The following is a 15,562-nucleotide window of genomic DNA, read 5'->3' as shown; positions in this document are numbered from 1 at the left end:
AAGCCGGCTGCGAGACCGACCCGGACATCGGCAAAGAAAGCCACCCCCGCCTCCCCGCGACAGGTGCGCGCGCGCACCACCGCGCAACTCGCCCGCGCCGCCCGGCTCGTGATGGTGCGACGGGACACGCTGGACATTACCCGGCGCCGTTACGGCCGGGGCTATCGCTATTTCGACGGGACGGGCGCCCCCATCACCGACCCGGCGATGATCGCGCGTCTCGCGGCCCTGGCTGTGCCGCCGGCCTACAAGGACGTGCGCTTTGCCGCGCATGCGCGCGCCCATCTCCAGGCGGTGGGGCGGGATGCGGCCGGTCGGGTGCAGTATCGCTATCACCCCGACTGGGAAGCGGTCCGTGGCCAATTGAAAGCGGAGCGCCTCGCCCGCTTCGCCGAGGCGCTTCCCCGCATCCGCAAGCGCGTCGCCCGAGACCTTTCCGCGCCGCTGGGATCGCGCCTGCTGGCGCTCGCCGGCGTGGTGGAACTGGTGACACTCACCGCCATCCGCCCGGGCGAGGAGGCCTATGCCCGGGAACGGGGCACGCGCGGGGCCGCCACCTTGCTGAAGTCCAACCTCAAGGAGCGGGCGGCAGGGCTTGAACTCAGCTTCCAGGCCAAGGGCGGGCGCAAGGTGGTGTGTGCCATTTCCGATCCGCGCTTTCGCACCCTTGTGGCCGCGCTGCGCCAATTGCCCGGCCGGCGCCTGTTCCAGTATCGCAACGGGGCAGGCGAGGTGCGCCCGGTGCGGGCGGGCGACGTGAATGCCTATCTCAAGCAAGTCGCGGGCATCCCCGTGTCTCTCAAGGACTTCCGCACCCTGGTGGCCTCCGCCCGCGTGCTGGAGGAACTGGCGTCACGCGAGCCGGCTACGAGCGACCGCCGCCGCAATGCACAGATCCTGGAGGCGGTGCGCATTGCCGCCGAGACGCTCCACAACACGCCCGCCATCTGCCGCAAGAGCTATGTGCTGCCGGCGGTGGTGGAGGCCTTCGAGGACGGCACGCTGAGCCGCTTTTCCCAGCTTCTCAAGCGTTACCGATCGCCCATGCGTCGCGCGAGCCTGCTGGCGATCCTGATCCGCGAAAGCGCCTGAGGGAGACCGCGCGCCGCACCCGCATTCAGGAACCAAGCCGTCTCCACCCCGTTGCCCCGATGATGGCTGCCGGAATGCAGGTTCCGCACGGCTTAAAGAATCGGAGGACTCCCCCATGAATTGGTCCCAAGCGAGCGATGCGGCCGCCGGCCTCTACTTCTTCGGGGTGGTGGGCGGAGCCGCCCTCCTTCTCGGCTTCATCATCTATGGCGTTTGGCAGCGCCGCCGTCGCCGCCAGGAAACCGGCCAGCGTCTGCCGGGGGAAGACGCGTCCTGAGCCGTCCCCGTCCGTTGATAAGGAAATAAGCTCAATGTCTGTCAGGAACGTCGTTATCGCGCTCGCCTTCCTGGTCTTCATCATAGGCATGGTGATGGCCCTCATTCCCACCACGCGCACCATCAATCCCGATCCCGCGCTCGCGCCCGCGCCGTCTGATCCGGCGACGCCTGCCCAGCCCACCGCTCCCGCCGCGCCTGGCAATGCACCGGTCCAACAGCAGTAAAGGGGCTGTCGCGGATAGGTCTGCGCAGGGAACGCAGGATCAAGAGCCGCGTTGACCCAGCGATCAGGAGACCCGCGCGATGCGCCCCAACCCTTGGATGACCACGCCCATGCCCATGCGAAGCCCATATCCCGGTCCCGGCCTGTCCGCTGCGCCCGACCGGACGGGTGGCGTTGTTCATCACCCCTCCGCCGGCCTGGATCGTTTGGGCCACCGGAGCCGGAGCGTTGCTGCCCTGGCCGAGGTCCTTGGGCCGCTGGCGGCGGGAGCGCGCCGCGGCCGTCCTTATGTGGTTCCCGACCTCACCTTGATCGGGGAGGAGGCGGTCGCGCTCAGCATCGCGGGAGAGGACGACGTGTTCGGCGGGGTGGCGCCCCATCCCGTGGTGGCTGGCAAGGCGATCGTGCACGGTCTGCCCAGCCCGGGCTGCACGCATCCGCAGGGCTGGAGCGCGGATTTTGCGCGCGACATGGTGAGCCACGCCTTGCCGGGCTTTTCCGCCTTCTCCAAGGGCGACGCGCGCACCGCGCTCTATCGATTGCTGGCGCATGGCCCCGTGCGTCTGAAGCCCGCCTGGGCCGATGGGGGTCTTCAGCAGCATGTGGTGCGCGACGCGGTGGACGCGGAAACCATCATCGCCATGATGCCCGACGATCACCTGGCCGCCTGCGGCGTCGTGCTGGAAACCAACCTCTCCGATGTCACCACATTTTCCGTCGGACGGGTGCGCGTCGGCGATCACGAGATCGCCTATGTGGGCACCCAGCACGCGACCCGCGACAATGAGGGCCGGGAGGCCTATGGCGGCTCGCGACTCCTGTGCGCGCGGGGCGGTTTTTCCGCCTTCTCCCGCGCCACCCTCTCCCCGCAGATGAGCCAGGCTCTGGATCAGGCCCGGGCATTTGACAGCGCGGCCGACCGGCACTTTGCGGGCTTTTTTGCCTCGCGGCGCAATTACGACGTGGTCATCGGCCGCGACGCGCGCGGCACCCTGCGTTCAGGGGTGCTGGAGCAGAGCTGGCGCATCGGCGGCGCCAGCGGCGCGGAGATCGCGGCGCTGCAGGCGTTCGCCGGCGATGACGAACTGCGCTTTGTCGTCGCCTCCTGCCACGAAATCTATGGGCGCGCCGAAAGCCCGCCTGAAGAGGCCCATGTCTACTACGATGCTGACGACCCCGAAGTCGGAAACCTCACAAAATACGCGCTCGTCGAATCCCGATCCCATGCGGAGTGAGAAGGTTCAGTTCATGGCCGGGGACGAAATGGTGGACGGCACCTTCGCGGTGCCGGCCACCGGCGTTCCCGGCATTCTCTTCCTCCATGGCTGGTCCGGCAGCCAGGAAAGCGATCTGAAGCGGGCTGCGGAAATTTCCGCGCTCGGCTGCATGTGCTTGACCTTCGACCTGCGCGGCCACGCCGCCACCCGCGAAATGCGCGATACCGTAACGCCCCGGCAGAATTTCGAGGACGCGCTCGCAGCCTATGACCTTCTCGTCTCCCAGCCCGGCGTCGACCAGCGCGCCATCGCCGTGATCGGCTCAAGCTATGGCGCCTACCTCGCCCCGCTCCTCTCAGAGGCGCGGCCCGTGCGCTGGATGTCGCTGCGCGTACCCGCCATTTATCGCGACAAGCATTGGGAGCGGCCCAAAGGCAAGATCGACCGCATCGACCTCAATCTCTTCCGCTCGCAGGAGACATCCCCACGCGAGAACCGGGCGCTGGGGGCATGTGCGAAGTTTCGCGGCGATGTGCTGATCGTCGAATCCGAGAGTGACGACTACATCCCCCATCCCACCATCGCCAATTACATCTCCGCCTGCCGGAAGGTGCGCTCGCTCACCTACAGGGTCATATCCGGCGCCGACCATGGCCTTTCGGATGAGCGCAGCCGGGCGGCCTACACCCGCCTTTTGGTGAACTGGATCAAAGAGATGGTGATCGGCGCGCGGTGAAAGATTGCCCCGGCCGCACACGAAAGGCCCGGGCGCCTGCCAGCGCCCGGGCCTTTCGCCGTCACAGAAACGGCCGCCCGCCTGTCACCGCGATGGTCGCGCCGGAGACATAGCTGGAGCGAGGATCGGCCAGCATCACATAGGAGGTGGCCAGTTCCGCCGGTTGGCCCGGCCGCCCCATGGGAACGGACGCACCGAAAGTGCGCACCGCCTCCTCCGGCATGGTGGACGGGATGAGCGGCGTCCAGATGGGACCGGGCGCCACCGCATTCACCCGGATGTTCCTCTCGCCCAGCGCCTGGGCAAGGCCCGCCGTGAAATTGTGGATGGCGCCTTTGGTGGTGGCATAGGCCAAAAGCGAGGGGCTCGGCTGGTCGGAATTGATGGAGGCCGTGTTGATGATGCAGCTGCCCGCCTTCATGTGCTTCAGCGCGGCCTTGCTGAGATAGAACATGGCGTGAACGTTCACCGCGAAAGTATGCGCCCACTCCTCGTCGGAAATGTCTTCCGGCTTCTCGAAGCTCGCCTGGTGAGCGGCATTGTTGACGAGAATATCAAGGCCACCCAAGGCCTCGGCGGCATCATCCACCAGGCGCTTGCAGAAAGCGGAATCGGAAATGTCGCCCGCGGACAGGATGGCGGTGCGCCCGGCCTCCTCCACCAGGCGGCGCGTTTCTTCCGCGTCCTCATGTTCTTCCAGGTATGAAATGCACACATCTGCCCCCTCTCGGGCAAATGCGATGCAGACGGCGCGGCCGATGCCGCTGTCGCCCCCGGTGACGAGCGCCTTCATCCCCTTGAGGCGGCCGGACCCTTCATAGGTGCTCTCGCCATGGTCCGGGCGCGGCGACATGGCGTTGGTGGTGCCCGGCATGGGCTGCTGCTGGGGCGGCAGCGGCGGGCGCGGAGGTGCATTCATGGGGATCTCCGGTGTTGGGCGGCCCAGACCTGACCATCAGAAGGCGCCAAGAGGGCTCCAGGCCGCGAGAATTTCTTGCGTTTCCGCCAGTTCCACCTGCTGCGGCAGGCGGGCGCGGAGCATGGTCACCACCGCATCGTGGCCGGTGTCCGAGGACGAGCACATGGCATCCCGCGCAATGATGGTGCGGAACCCCAGATCGACCGCATCGAAGACGGTGGCAAGGACGCACACGTCCGTCTCGGCCCCGGAGAGGACGAGCGTATCCACGTTCAGGCGCCGCAGCGTCGGGAGGCAGAGCGGCCCCGAAAACACCGAATAGCGGGACTTGTCCACCACGTGCGCGGGCGGAGAAAAGGCGGCAAGCTCCGGCACCAGGTCGAGCAATTCCGGCGCGATCATCTCGCCCGTCAGATGGCGCCAGCGGGCATAGAAACGCTGCCAGGCGCCGGGCATATCCTCCGGCTTGTCGGGCGGCATGAACCTTGAAAAGACTGTGCGCCCCGGCGCCCGCTCCACGAGAGCCAGAACCGCCGGCAGGATGCGGGGCGCCCAGGGCGTGGGCCAGGGACCGCCGGGTGCGAACAGGCGCTGCATGTCGATGCACAGATGCGCCGTGCCCGCGCCAAGGGGGCCATTGCTGAGGCCCTGACCCATGGTCGGCCCTTATTCTTCCGGCGGAGGGCCAGCCTCGCCGGGCCGGCCGGTGGGTTGCTCCGCACCGCGCTTGCCGATGCCCACCACCGCCGCCTCGCGGCTGGGATAGGGACCGGAGACCGGCGTGCCGTCCTCGGCCACCGCCCACCAGCCGGGCATCACATCATGCCCGTCTGCTTCCTGTTCTGCGATCAGCTTCGGCTTCAGCCACATGGTGACCTCCCTATGGAAACCGGGCAGTGGGCCGGCGCACGTTGCGCCGGCCAGCCTTTGGCGCAGCCTTCGTTGGTCTGGAGGCGGTCAGGCCGCCTTGGCGTTCACCTCTGCGCCGGCGAGGCGGGTCAGGAGCGCGTCGGTCTCCTTCTCCTCCTTCAAGGTGGCCTCCAGGAGCGGCACGGCATCCATCATGCCGAGCTGCTGGGCCCAGGTCTTGAGCGTGCCGTAGCGGGAAATCTCGTAGTGTTCCACCGCCTGCGCGCCCGCGAGGAGGCCCGCATCCAGCGCTTCCTTGCCGGAGAAATCCTCCATGATTTCCTTGCCTTCGTCGATGATGCCGACGATGGCCGGGCAATGCTTGCCGCGGGCGGCCTTGCCGAGCATCTCGAACACCTGTTCCAGGCGGTCGATCTGGCCTTCGGTCTGCTCCTGGTGCTGCTTGAAGGCAGCCCTGAGTTCCTCGGAGCGGGCCGCCTTGGCCATCTTCGGCAGCGCCCGCAGGATCTGCTTCTCGGCGTAATAGATGTCCTTGAGGGTATCCAAGAACAATTCGTTCAGAGAATTGTCCTGACCATTATCCTCTTTCATAGACTTCTGCTGAGCCATCGGGGCATTCCCTTGAATTGTCCGGTCCATCCGCCCGTGGCGCACGGCGTTGTGCCGGCGCCGCCGTGCGCGGACCTCAGGGAAACGGCCGGGCGGCGGGACGGTTCCGCCCTCGGGCAAAAACCCCCGCGAAGGCTCGGAACGGCGCCAGCTTTACATTGATCACTATGAATGATGCAGAAGAGGCATACCGGAAAGCTTTGCCATTACAGACGTGAGCTCGGCGTTGAACCCGGCGTCGCCGACCCCGCCCCGGAGCGCGATCGCATCATGCCATCTGATCGGCGAACCGCCCTCGACTTCATCGTTGGTCTAGCGGATCCCCGCGCGCAGGAAGGCCTGGATGAACTGGCGCTGGAAAATGAGGAAAGCCACCATCAGGGGAGCCACCACCATGAGGGTCGCGGCGGAGATGATAGAGATGTTCACCCCGCTCTCGGGCGCGCCGAAGAGGGACAGGCCGACCGTCAGAGGGCGGGTGTCCGGCGTATTGGTGACCACCAGGGGCCAGAGGAAGTTGTTCCAGTGGGTGGCCACCGAGACCAGGGCGTAGGCGAGATAGACCGGCTGCGCGGCGGGCACATAGACGCGCCAGAGCACGCCGAGCCATGTGCAGCCCTCCACCCGCGCCGCCTCCTCCAGCTCCAACGGCACGGACTTGAAGGCCTGGCGGAGCAGGAAGATGCCAAAGGCGCTCGCCACATAGGGCAGGCCCATGCCAGCGATGGTATCGATGAGGGCTAGGCGCGAGACCATGGCGTAATTCTCCACGATCAGCACTTCCGGCAGGATGAAAAGCTGCAGCAGCACCAGCACGAACAGCGCCTCGCGTCCGGGAAAGTGGAAGCGGGCAAAGGCAAAGCCAGCCAGCGTGCACAAGATGAGCTGGCCGGCGAGCGTGAAGCTCACCAAGGCCAGCGTGTTCAGCGCATAGGTGAACCAGGGCGCGGCGGCCCAGGCGGCGCGGTAATTGTCGAGCGTGAAGGGCGCGCGGCCGGAGAAATCCAGCGCCTGGCCGGCAGGATGAACCGAGGCCCAGGCCGCGAACAGGAGCGGCGCGATCCAGACGAGCGCGAGCAGCAGCGCGCCGGCGGCATCCAGCGTCGGAACGAGGCGCAAGCGGGGGAGGAAGGCGGTGCTCATCGATAGTGGATCCGTTTGTCGAGCACGGCGAACTGGAACACCGCGACCGCCCCCAGCACCGCCAGCACCATCACGGTCAACGCCGCCGCATGGGGCCGGTCGAAATAGGAAAAGGCCATTTCCCAGATCCAGTAGAGCACCAGCTTGGTGGCGTTGTTCGGCCCGCCCTTGGTGAGGATGAACAGGTGATCGATGAGCTTCACCGAATTGATGAGCGCATTGATGAAGATGAAGGCGGTGGTGGGCATCAGCAGCGGCAGAAGCACGCGCCGCAAAAGGGTCAGGCGCCCCGCCCCCTCCACGCGCGCCGCTTCCTTCAGGTCCGGTGGGATGGTCTGCAGGGCGGCGAGATAGAAGATCATGAAGAAGCCCGCCTCCTTCCAGACGGTCACGACGATCACCGCGCCCAGCGCCGTCTGCGGCTGGCCGAGCCAGTTGACGGGCGGCAGGCCAAAAAGGCCGGTGAGCGTGTCGATGACGCCGAGGCCGGGCGTGTAGAAGAACAGCCAGAGATTGGCGGCCGCCACCATGGGCAGGATGGTGGGGGTGAAATAGGCACCGCGCACAAAGCTGCGCAGAGGGATCTTCGCATCGGCCCACAGCGCCATGGCCAGCGCCAGGATGATGGAAGCGGGGATGGTCACGCCCGCATAGATCAGGGTGTTGCCCAGCACCGTCCAGAAGGTCGGGTCAGCGATGAGATCGGCATAATTCTCGATGCCGTTGAACACCGCCGGCCGTCGTGCCGTGCCGCGCGAGAACAGGCTGCCCCAAAAGGTGGCGAGCGTCGGCCACACCGCGAAGAGGGACAGCAGCACCAAGGCCGGCGTCACCAGCATCCAGCCATAAAGGGCGAGGAGCTGGCGCTGGCGCCGGGCGAGCGCGTCGGGGGCGGGGTCTGAGGCGCGGAGGAAGGGCATGGGAGCGTCCGGAAAGCCGGGGGAGCGCGAGACGCCCTCCCCCGGCGAGGGTTCGACTGAGACCGACGGAGCCATTTTGCGGACCTTGCGGTCCCGCCTCCGTCATGGCCGGGCTCGTCCCGGCCATCCACCGGGATGGGCCTGGACGAAGCCTCCAATGGCCATTCAAGCGGTTGGCCGTGGATGCTCGGGTCAAGCCCGAGCATGACGGTTTCGCTTGAAACCGAAGCGCGGGTTTTTCGGCTCCGCGCCTGCTCTCATCCTCAGTGGCTGTAGGGCTTCAGCAGCTGGGTGGCGGTGGTCTGCGCGGCCTTGAGCGCCTCGGCGGGGCTCTTGGACCCGGTGAGCGCCGCCTGGATGGCGTTGTTCAGCGCCTCGCGGACACGGGCCGTGTCCCAGGTGGAGAATTCGGCGATGGCCACCTTGAGCTGGTCGCGGGCGACCAGCGCCTGCGGGAACTTTTCGCCATAGGCCTTCAGCTGGGGCGTCTCATACGCGGCGGGGCTCACCCCCACATAGCCGGTGGCGATGGACCATTCGGCGGCCCGCTCGGGCGCGGTCATGTAGCGGATGAGCTTGAGGGCGGCAGCGCGCTCAGCCTCGCTGGCGCTCTTGAACAGGTAGAAATTGCCGCCGCCGGTGGGCGAGCCCGGCTGCTTGTGGGCGGGCAGCTCGGCGACGCCGAAATCGAACTTCGCCTCGTTCTTCACCGCGGTCAGGTTGCCGGTGGTGTGCCACATCATGGCGGTCTGGCCCTGCACGAAGGCCTGGCGAAGCGTGCCCCATTCCACAAGGCCGGCGGGCGAGATCTTGTGCTCGGTGGAGAGCGACTTCCAGAACTGGAGCGCCTCGATCACGGCCGGATCATCGAAATGAACGGCCGCGCCGTCCTTGCTCATGAGCTCCTTGCCGTTCTGGATCGCGAAGCACTGGAACATCCAATAGGGATAGCCGGTGGAGGGGACCATCAGGCCGTAGCGCCCCTCCTTGGTGAGCTTCTTGCCCATGGCCACCATCTCGTCCCAGGTCTTGGGCGGCGCGTTGGGGTCGAGGCCGGCTTCCTTGAACATGTCCTTGTTGTAGTACATGACGATGGTGGAGCGCTGGAACGGAATGCCCCAGGTCTTGCCCTCGACACGGCTATTGGCCATCAGCGCCGGATAGAAGCCGTTCAGCCAGGCCTTCTCGTCATCGGTCTTCACCACGTCCTCGAACGGCACCACGAGGCCCTGCTCCACGAGGTCATAGGCATCGATGGAGAAGAGGACCGAGAGCTGGGCCGGCTTGCCGCTCTTGATGGCGGCGAGCGCCCGGACGCGGGTGTCGTCATAATTGCCGGCATAGACGGCGGTGACGGCAACGTCCGGATTGTCCTTCTGGAAGCCCTCGATCATGCCGTCGATCACCTTGGTGAGCGGGCCGCCGACGGCGATGGGGTAGTACATGGTCAGTTCGGTCTTGGCGAAAGCCGAGACCGTCGCGGCAAGCAGGCCGGCCGCGGTGGCGGCGGCGGTGAGAAAGCGTCTCATGTTCGTGTCCTTCGGGGGGTTGGAGGAACGCGTACAGGGGGTGAAGGGAAAGGCTCAGGCCGCACTGGCGGGCGTGGGGACGCGGCGCCCGCTGTCCCACTCGAAGACGTGGACCGCACCAGGCGCCCAATCGAGGGAGAGCGTTGTCCCGGCTGCGGGCTCGAAGCGGCCGGGCACGCGGGCGACCATCTCCTCCCCGCCCTCCAGGGTGAGATAGAGGAAGGTCTCCGCGCCGAGGAATTCCGCCGCCGTCACGCGGGCGCCGAGGCGTCCCTCGCCCGCAGGACGCACCCGCAGGTCTTCCGCCCGCACGCCCGCCATCAAATGCCGTTCGGCGGCAACGTCCGGCAGCAGGCGGGGAGCTGGAATGAGCGCCATGGGCGGGGTGCCCACGAAGCCGGCCGCAAAGGCGGTCGCGGGCGTCATGTAGAGGTCGGCCGGCGTGCCCTGCTGCTCGATGCGCCCGTTGCGCAACAAGATCACCTGGTCGGCCATGCCCATGGCCTCGGTCTGGTCGTGGGTGACATAGATCACGGTCATGCCAAGCCGCCGCTGCAGGGCGCGGATGTCCTGGCGCACGGCATGGCGGAGCTTGGCGTCGAGATTGGAGAGCGGCTCGTCCATCAGGCACAGCGGATGATCGGCCACGATGGCGCGGGCGAGCGCGACGCGCTGCCTCTGGCCGCCGGACAAGGCGGCGGGGCGACGGTCCTCGTAGGTTTCGAGGCCCGTCAGATGAAGCGCCTCCTTCAGCTTGCGGTCCCGCTCCGCGCGCGGCACCCGCCGCACCTTCAGCCCGAAGACGATATTCTCGGCCACGGTCAGATGGGGGAACAGGGCATAGGACTGGAACACCACCGAAAGCCCGCGCGCAGCCGGGGGCAAGGCTGTCACGTCCCGACCGCCAATCTCCACCCGGCCGCGATCGGGCGTCTCAAGGCCGGCGATGAGGCGCAAGGTGGTGGACTTGCCGCAGCCGGAGGGGCCGAGCAGCACGGTGAAGCTGCCGCGCGGGACGCTGAGGGAGAGATCCTCCACCCCGCCGCCGCCGGGAAAGGTGCGGGTGACATGATCAAGGCGAACGAAGTCGTCGGGCGAGGCGAGCGGGATCATGCGGCTCCTCCCGTGCCGTCCGCGCCCGTCTGGGCGATGTGCAGGCGCGAGCGGATGCCCTCCTGCGCGAACAGGTCCGCGAAGGCCGGCGGCGGGGGTGCGTCCAGCACCAGGAGGTCCGCCTCCTCCAGCCGCCCCCCGCGGGCGGGCGCCGGGCGGCCGAGCTTGCTGACATCCGCCACCAGGATGGAACGCCGACAGCTCTCGCGCATGGCCTGGCGGGCGAGCACCTCGGCCCGGTCGAAATCCAGCAACGTGCCATCGGGCTCGATGCCGGCGACGCCGAAGACGCCGAAATCCACCCGGTAGTCGCGATACATGGCCTCTACCTGGGGGCCCAGGACATCCCGGTCCGGCAGGCGCACCGCCCCGCCCGGCAGCACGATGCGGTTGGAGGGCTGTCCGCTCAGCGCCATGGCCACGTTGAGGTTGTTGGTGATGACGGTCAGGTCCTCATGGCCGCGCATGGCCAGGGCGACGAATTCCGGCGTGGTGCCGATGCCGAAGGAGACCGACGCGCCGCTGGGAATGAGGCCGGCCACATGGGCGCCGATGGCCTCCTTGGCGGCGGGATGGATGATGCGGCGGGATTCATAGGGCAGGTTGACGCGCGGCGCCTCCAGATACTCCGCCCCGCCGCGCCGGCGGCGCAGCAGATTGGCGTCGCACAGGAGGTTGATGTCCCGGCGGATGGTCTGGGGGGTGACACCGAAGAGGACGGCCAGTTCCTCGATATTGAGGAAGCCGCCGCGCCGCGCCCGGTCCACGATGTCATGCTGCCGGGGCGTTATGTTCATACCCATCCATCGCCACGTTCATTTGAACATGGCGCGCACCCTAGGGATGGTCATTGAAGGTGAGACGTCAGTTGGATGACATTCGAATGAATGTCGCCGGCACACAAAAAGCCCCGCGACCCGCCGGAGGCAGATCGCGGGGCCCCCGCCGGTGTGTCAGGCGTTGGCGCCTGCGATGGCGTCGATGACGGCGGCGGTCACATCCGCCGTGCGGGCGGTGCCGCCGAGATCGGGCGTGTGGAAACGGGCATCGCCGGTGACGCGCTCGATGGCCGCCATCAGCCGGGTCGCAGCATCCGCCTCCCCCAGATGCTCCAGCATCATGACCGCCGACCAGAAAGTGCCCACCGGATTGGCGATGCCCTTGCCGGTAATGTCGAACGCCGAGCCATGGATCGGCTCGAACATGGAGGGGAAGGCGCGCTCGGGATTGAGGTTGGCGGTGGGCGCGATGCCCAGCGAGCCGGCCAGCGCGGCCGCAAGATCCGAGAGAATGTCGGCGTGCAGATTGGTGGCGACGATGGTGTCGAGGCTTTCGGGCTTCATCACCATGCGCACGGTCATGGCATCCACCAGCATCTTGTCCCAGGTCACATCCGGGAATTCGCCAGCCACCTGGTTGGCGATTTCGTCCCACATGACCATGGCATGGCGCTGGGCGTTGGATTTCGTCACCACGGTCAGCAGCTTGCGCGGCCGGGACTGGGCGAGGCGGAAGGCAAAGCGCAGGATGCGCTCGACCCCCGCGCGGGTGAACATGGACACGTCGGTCGCCGCCTCCAGCGGCGAACCCTGGTGCACGCGGCCGCCGACGCCCGCATATTCGCCTTCCGAATTTTCCCGCACGATCACCCAGTCGAGCGTCCCCGCCTCCACGCCCCGCAGCGGCGAGGTGATGCCGGGCAGGATGCGGGTGGGGCGCACATTGGCGTACTGGTCGAAAGGCTGGCAGATGGCGAGGCGCAGGCCCCACAAGGTGATGTGGTCGGGAATGTCGGGGTGGCCGGCGGAGCCGAACAGGATGGCGTCGTGGGCGCGGATCTGGTCGCGGCCATTCTCCGGCATCATGCGGCCGTGGCGCTTGTAGTATTCCCCGCCCCAATCGAACTCGTCCACCGCGAAGGAGAAGGTGCCGGCGCGCGCCGCCAAGGCGTGGAGCACCTCCACGCCTGCCGAGATCACCTCGCCGCCAATGCCGTCGCCGGGAATGGCAGCAATCTTATAGGTCTTCATCAGGGTCTCCGAAACGATCCGGGTCTCAGGTTTCAATGGGGGTGAGGCTCAATTGGGGGCGACGGACGCCAGCAGCTTGCCGAGCCGCTCGATCTCCGCACGGAACTGCCGGTCGAGGGCGGCCGGGGTGGCGAGGGCATCCGGCACGGGGACGGTGCCGAGCGAGGCCATGCGGTCGATGACGGTGGGGTCCTTCAGCGCCGTCTTGAGGGCGTCCGACAGCTTCAGCCGGATCGCCTCCGGCGTCCCCTTGGGCGCCCAGAGCGCATGCCAGGCGGTGATCTCGAAGCCCTTGAGGCCGCTCTGTTCGAGGGTGGGCACATTCGGCAGCGCTGCGATGGGCGCGCGGGTGGTGACGCCGAAGGCCTTGATGTCGCCGGCCTTGATCTGGTTCACCGTATTGGTGGTCTGGTCGCACATGAGGTCGATGCGCTTGCCCACCAGGTCCAGCATGGCCGGTCCCGAGCCCTTATAGGGCACGTCCACGAACTTGGCGCCCGTCTCCTTGGCCAGCACCAGCGCGCACAGATGGGAGACCGAGCCCACCCCGGCCGTGCCGATGGTGAGCGAGGTGTCCTTGTCCTTCAGCAGCGCCAGCAGCTCCGGCATGGTGTTGGCTTTCAGGTCCGATCGCCCCACCAGCACCATGGGCACCTCGGTGACGAGGCCGACGGAGGAAAATTCCTCCGGCTTGTAGGGCAGCTTGGGATAGAGCGGGGCGAAGGTGGCCACCCCGATATGGTAGAGCAGCAGCGTGTAGCCATCGGGCGCCGCTTTCGCCACGTCGCCCGCGCCCAGCGAGCCGCCGGCGCCGCCCTTGTTCTCGATCACGATCTGCTGGCCCAGCGTGGGCGTCATGGCCTGCGCGACGAGGCGCGCCACGGTGTCGCTCGGCCCGCCCGCGGCGGCGGGGACCACGATCGTGATGGGCCGCTCCGGATAGCGGGACTGAGCCGAGACGGCAGTGGCGGACGCACCGAACAGGGCGGCGGCCGCCACCAGTGCGAGAAGCTTTGACTGCATGGATCCCTCCCATGAATTTTTTGTTGCATGCAAGTTTGCATTGATGAATGGGAGAGTCAAGGATCGGGCGTGGCCGCGCCGGGTGGCACCCGGGCCGGCCGGCAGCGAACGCTTTCGCTCTTGCGGGGGGCGCACTAGAAGGAAGGCGGGTGCGGCGACACGGAACGGCCATGGCGGACGCAGAAGCAGAGGCGCAGGTGAAGGATGGGGGCCAAGGGGCCGACGGCCCGCCCTTGCGCCTGCGCGCGCCGGCTGCGGTGGCAAGGCCCAATCTGGCCGACCAAGCCTATGAAGCCATCAAGCGCGCCGTGTTGGAAAACGTCTATCCGCCCGGCTATCAGGCCGGCGAGGTGGAGATCGCCCGCCAGCTGGACATGAGCCGCACGCCCGTCCACGAGGCCATGGCCCGCCTCCAGGAAGAGGGGCTGGTGCGCATCCTGCCCAAGCGCGGCATCCTGGTCCTGGGTCTGTCGCCCGACGACATCGCGGACATTTACGACGTCATCATCGCGCTGGAAGGCGCCGCCGCCGAGCGCTTGGCCCGCCTGCCGGAGGCGGAGCGGTGCGCCAATGCCGGGCTCCTGGAGCGCCACACGGCGGACATGGATGCCGCTCTGGCCGCCGCGGACCGGCCCGCCTGGGCGCAGGCGGACAAGGCCTTCCACGATGCCCTGGCGCAAGCCAGCGGCAATGAGCGGCTCGGCCGTATGGTGGGCACGGTGACCGACCAGCTCCACCGGGCGCGCCTGTTCACCCTCCATTTGCGGCCCCTGCCCACCCGCTCGGCTCAGGACCATGGCGCAATCACGCAGGCCATCCGGGCCGGCAATCCCGAGGCGGCAGCTGACGCGGCGCGCGCGCACCGCCGGCACGCGCGCGACGAACTGGTGCCGCTGCTGCGTCAGCTCAGGCTGAACAACCTTTAGCCCTCCGGCCGCCGGCCGGCAAAAAGCCCCCGGTCCTCCCGCGCAGCCACATGGAGGGCGTCGAGGACCTCCCGCACGCGGTTCAGCCGGCGCATGTCGTCATGCACCGAGATCCAGTAGCTGCGGGTGTAGGTGAGATCCTGCGGCAGAAGGCGGACCAGCTCCCCATGGGCGGCGGCGAGGAAATGGGGCAGCACGCCCAGCGCGGCGCCGCTCCGCACCGCATTGACTTGCGCCATCACGCTGGTGGACCGCACGGCCGGCGTGACCTCCACATGGTCGGCCAGCAGCGAGAAATCGAGCGCGCTGGTGAAGAGCAGGTCGGGAATGTAGCCCGCCAGCACATGGGCCTTCAGATCCGCCGCGCAGGTGGGGTAAGGGCGGATCGCGAAATAGGCGTCCGTGCCATAGAGCCCCAGCCCATAATCGGTGAACTTGCGCACGCTCACCTGCCCCGCGCGCGGGCGGTCGAGGGTGAGGGCGATGTCCACCTCGCGGCTGGCCAGCGAATAGGCACGCGGCAGGGCCACGAGTTCGGTCTCCAGGCGCGGATTGGCGGCGGTCAGCCGCGCCAGGCGCGCGGCGAGATAGCCGACGCCGAGCCCTTCCGGCGCGCCGATGCGCACCCGCCCGGCCACCTGCATCTCGTCCTCGCCGAGGCCGGAAATCTTGCGCAGGACCACCGCCTCCATCTCTTCCGCCGCCTGGGCGAGGCGCTGGCCCTGCTCGGTGATGACGGTGCGCCGGCCGGCGCGGGCCACAAGGGGGGCGCCCACCTCCTGCTCCAGCCGCGCCACCCGCCGGCCCACCGTGGTGTCGTCAATGCCCAAGGCCCGCCCGGCGCCGGACATGCGCCCGGCACGCGCCAGATGAAGGAAGATGCGCAAATCATCCCAATCCATGCGCGCCCCGCCCTCCAGCCTCATTCCTGCA

Annotated in this window: 18 protein-coding genes; 6 read left to right on the top strand and 12 right to left on the bottom strand. The window is 67.7% G+C overall.

Translation table 11 applies throughout. The features are described from left to right. Window positions 1-63: 63 nt before the first annotated feature. From PV781_RS12850 to PV781_RS12830, 5 genes are all read left to right on the top strand, one after another. Window positions 64-1,092, top strand: coding sequence for a DNA topoisomerase IB (locus PV781_RS12850; RefSeq protein ID WP_274776022.1), 1,029 nt, complete (start codon window positions 64-66; stop codon window positions 1,090-1,092). Window positions 1,093-1,207: 115 nt separating this feature from the next. Further along, window positions 1,208-1,369: a hypothetical protein gene (locus PV781_RS12845; RefSeq protein ID WP_274776021.1), complete on the top strand. Its 162-nt coding sequence runs from the start codon at window positions 1,208-1,210 to the stop codon at window positions 1,367-1,369. Window positions 1,370-1,403: 34 nt separating this feature from the next. Then, entirely contained in the window at window positions 1,404-1,595 is a 192-nt protein-coding gene (locus PV781_RS12840; RefSeq protein WP_274776020.1) for a hypothetical protein, read from the top strand. 79 nt (window positions 1,596-1,674) lie between these two features. Continuing rightward, complete coding sequence (locus PV781_RS12835; protein WP_274776019.1) at window positions 1,675-2,829, top strand: DUF3182 family protein; 1,155 nt, start codon at window positions 1,675-1,677, stop codon at window positions 2,827-2,829. A 13-nt stretch (window positions 2,830-2,842) separates the two neighbouring features. Then, complete coding sequence (locus tag PV781_RS12830) at window positions 2,843-3,547, top strand: alpha/beta hydrolase family protein (protein WP_274776018.1); 705 nt, start codon at window positions 2,843-2,845, stop codon at window positions 3,545-3,547. A gap of 61 nt (window positions 3,548-3,608) precedes the next feature. On the opposite strand, the gene PV781_RS12825 is transcribed toward PV781_RS12830, so the two are convergent. The 11 genes from PV781_RS12825 to PV781_RS12775 form a co-directional block, all read right to left on the bottom strand. Continuing rightward, window positions 3,609-4,466, bottom strand: coding sequence for an SDR family oxidoreductase (locus PV781_RS12825; RefSeq protein WP_274776017.1), 858 nt, complete (start codon window positions 4,464-4,466; stop codon window positions 3,609-3,611). A gap of 36 nt (window positions 4,467-4,502) precedes the next feature. Further along, window positions 4,503-5,123, bottom strand: coding sequence for a cysteine hydrolase family protein (locus tag PV781_RS12820; protein ID WP_274776016.1), 621 nt, complete (start codon window positions 5,121-5,123; stop codon window positions 4,503-4,505). A gap of 9 nt (window positions 5,124-5,132) precedes the next feature. Then, a complete protein-coding gene (locus tag PV781_RS12815) occupies window positions 5,133-5,336 on the bottom strand; it encodes a hypothetical protein (protein ID WP_274776015.1) in 204 nt (67 codons plus the stop codon). 87 nt (window positions 5,337-5,423) lie between these two features. Then, complete coding sequence (locus PV781_RS12810; RefSeq protein WP_274776014.1) at window positions 5,424-5,927, bottom strand: YciE/YciF ferroxidase family protein; 504 nt, start codon at window positions 5,925-5,927, stop codon at window positions 5,424-5,426. A 330-nt stretch (window positions 5,928-6,257) separates the two neighbouring features. After that, on the bottom strand, window positions 6,258-7,088 hold the full coding sequence (locus PV781_RS12805) for a carbohydrate ABC transporter permease (protein WP_274776013.1): 831 nt from the start codon (window positions 7,086-7,088) through the stop codon (window positions 6,258-6,260). Then, a complete protein-coding gene (locus PV781_RS12800) occupies window positions 7,085-8,008 on the bottom strand; it encodes a carbohydrate ABC transporter permease (protein WP_274776012.1) in 924 nt (307 codons plus the stop codon). Before PV781_RS12800 ends, PV781_RS12805 begins: the two co-directional genes overlap by 4 nt. Before the next feature lie 263 nt (window positions 8,009-8,271). After that, window positions 8,272-9,537 carry an ABC transporter substrate-binding protein gene (locus PV781_RS12795; RefSeq protein ID WP_274776011.1) on the bottom strand — a complete coding sequence of 422 codons (1,266 nt, stop codon included), beginning with the start codon at window positions 9,535-9,537 and terminating at the stop codon, window positions 8,272-8,274. 54 nt (window positions 9,538-9,591) lie between these two features. Next, complete coding sequence (locus tag PV781_RS12790; RefSeq protein WP_274776010.1) at window positions 9,592-10,650, bottom strand: ABC transporter ATP-binding protein; 1,059 nt, start codon at window positions 10,648-10,650, stop codon at window positions 9,592-9,594. After that, window positions 10,647-11,447, bottom strand: coding sequence for a DeoR/GlpR family DNA-binding transcription regulator (locus PV781_RS12785; protein WP_274776009.1), 801 nt, complete (start codon window positions 11,445-11,447; stop codon window positions 10,647-10,649). The genes PV781_RS12790 and PV781_RS12785 overlap by 4 nt, the downstream gene beginning before the upstream one ends. Window positions 11,448-11,603: 156 nt before the next feature. After that, complete coding sequence (locus PV781_RS12780; protein WP_274776008.1) at window positions 11,604-12,680, bottom strand: tartrate dehydrogenase; 1,077 nt, start codon at window positions 12,678-12,680, stop codon at window positions 11,604-11,606. 48 nt (window positions 12,681-12,728) lie between these two features. Further along, the gene (locus PV781_RS12775; protein ID WP_274776007.1) at window positions 12,729-13,703 is read right to left on the bottom strand and encodes a tripartite tricarboxylate transporter substrate-binding protein; all 975 of its coding nucleotides are present in this window, start codon (window positions 13,701-13,703) and stop codon (window positions 12,729-12,731) included. Between the two features lie 170 nt (window positions 13,704-13,873). Here PV781_RS12775 and PV781_RS12770 point away from each other — a divergent pair, with 170 nt between their 5' ends. Beyond that, window positions 13,874-14,629 (top strand): GntR family transcriptional regulator, encoded by a 756-nt coding sequence (locus tag PV781_RS12770; protein ID WP_274776006.1) that lies wholly within the window; start codon window positions 13,874-13,876, stop codon window positions 14,627-14,629. Here PV781_RS12770 and PV781_RS12765 read toward each other — a convergent pair. Then, window positions 14,626-15,531 (bottom strand): LysR family transcriptional regulator, encoded by a 906-nt coding sequence (locus tag PV781_RS12765; protein ID WP_274776005.1) that lies wholly within the window; start codon window positions 15,529-15,531, stop codon window positions 14,626-14,628. The two genes, PV781_RS12770 and PV781_RS12765, sit on opposite strands and share 4 nt — an antisense overlap. Window positions 15,532-15,562 lie beyond the last annotated feature (31 nt).

Source organism: Aquabacter sediminis (genome assembly GCF_028863665.1).
Lineage (GTDB): Bacteria > Pseudomonadota > Alphaproteobacteria > Rhizobiales > Xanthobacteraceae > L1I39.
This window is presented reverse-complemented; position numbering and strand designations above follow the sequence as displayed.

What these genes read in the sequence shown, in the direction of transcription:
- PV781_RS12845 (WP_274776021.1), top strand. Translation starts at nt 1,208, where the DNA reads ATGAATTGGTCCCAAGCGAGCGATGCGGCCGCCGGCCTCTACTTCTTC.
- PV781_RS12840 (WP_274776020.1), top strand. Translation starts at nt 1,404, where the DNA reads ATGTCTGTCAGGAACGTCGTTATCGCGCTCGCCTTCCTGGTCTTCATC.
- PV781_RS12835 (WP_274776019.1), top strand. Translation starts at nt 1,675, where the DNA reads ATGCGCCCCAACCCTTGGATGACCACGCCCATGCCCATGCGAAGCCCA.
- PV781_RS12830 (WP_274776018.1), top strand. Translation starts at nt 2,843, where the DNA reads ATGGCCGGGGACGAAATGGTGGACGGCACCTTCGCGGTGCCGGCCACC.
- PV781_RS12825 (WP_274776017.1), bottom strand. Translation starts at nt 4,466, where the DNA reads ATGAATGCACCTCCGCGCCCGCCGCTGCCGCCCCAGCAGCAGCCCATG.
- PV781_RS12820 (WP_274776016.1), bottom strand. Translation starts at nt 5,123, where the DNA reads ATGGGTCAGGGCCTCAGCAATGGCCCCCTTGGCGCGGGCACGGCGCAT.
- PV781_RS12815 (WP_274776015.1), bottom strand. Translation starts at nt 5,336, where the DNA reads ATGTGGCTGAAGCCGAAGCTGATCGCAGAACAGGAAGCAGACGGGCAT.
- PV781_RS12810 (WP_274776014.1), bottom strand. Translation starts at nt 5,927, where the DNA reads ATGAAAGAGGATAATGGTCAGGACAATTCTCTGAACGAATTGTTCTTG.
- PV781_RS12805 (WP_274776013.1), bottom strand. Translation starts at nt 7,088, where the DNA reads ATGAGCACCGCCTTCCTCCCCCGCTTGCGCCTCGTTCCGACGCTGGAT.
- PV781_RS12800 (WP_274776012.1), bottom strand. Translation starts at nt 8,008, where the DNA reads ATGCCCTTCCTCCGCGCCTCAGACCCCGCCCCCGACGCGCTCGCCCGG.
- PV781_RS12795 (WP_274776011.1), bottom strand. Translation starts at nt 9,537, where the DNA reads ATGAGACGCTTTCTCACCGCCGCCGCCACCGCGGCCGGCCTGCTTGCC.
- PV781_RS12790 (WP_274776010.1), bottom strand. Translation starts at nt 10,650, where the DNA reads ATGATCCCGCTCGCCTCGCCCGACGACTTCGTTCGCCTTGATCATGTC.
- PV781_RS12785 (WP_274776009.1), bottom strand. Translation starts at nt 11,447, where the DNA reads ATGAACATAACGCCCCGGCAGCATGACATCGTGGACCGGGCGCGGCGC.
- PV781_RS12780 (WP_274776008.1), bottom strand. Translation starts at nt 12,680, where the DNA reads ATGAAGACCTATAAGATTGCTGCCATTCCCGGCGACGGCATTGGCGGC.
- PV781_RS12775 (WP_274776007.1), bottom strand. Translation starts at nt 13,703, where the DNA reads ATGCAGTCAAAGCTTCTCGCACTGGTGGCGGCCGCCGCCCTGTTCGGT.
- PV781_RS12770 (WP_274776006.1), top strand. Translation starts at nt 13,874, where the DNA reads ATGGCGGACGCAGAAGCAGAGGCGCAGGTGAAGGATGGGGGCCAAGGG.
- PV781_RS12765 (WP_274776005.1), bottom strand. Translation starts at nt 15,531, where the DNA reads ATGGATTGGGATGATTTGCGCATCTTCCTTCATCTGGCGCGTGCCGGG.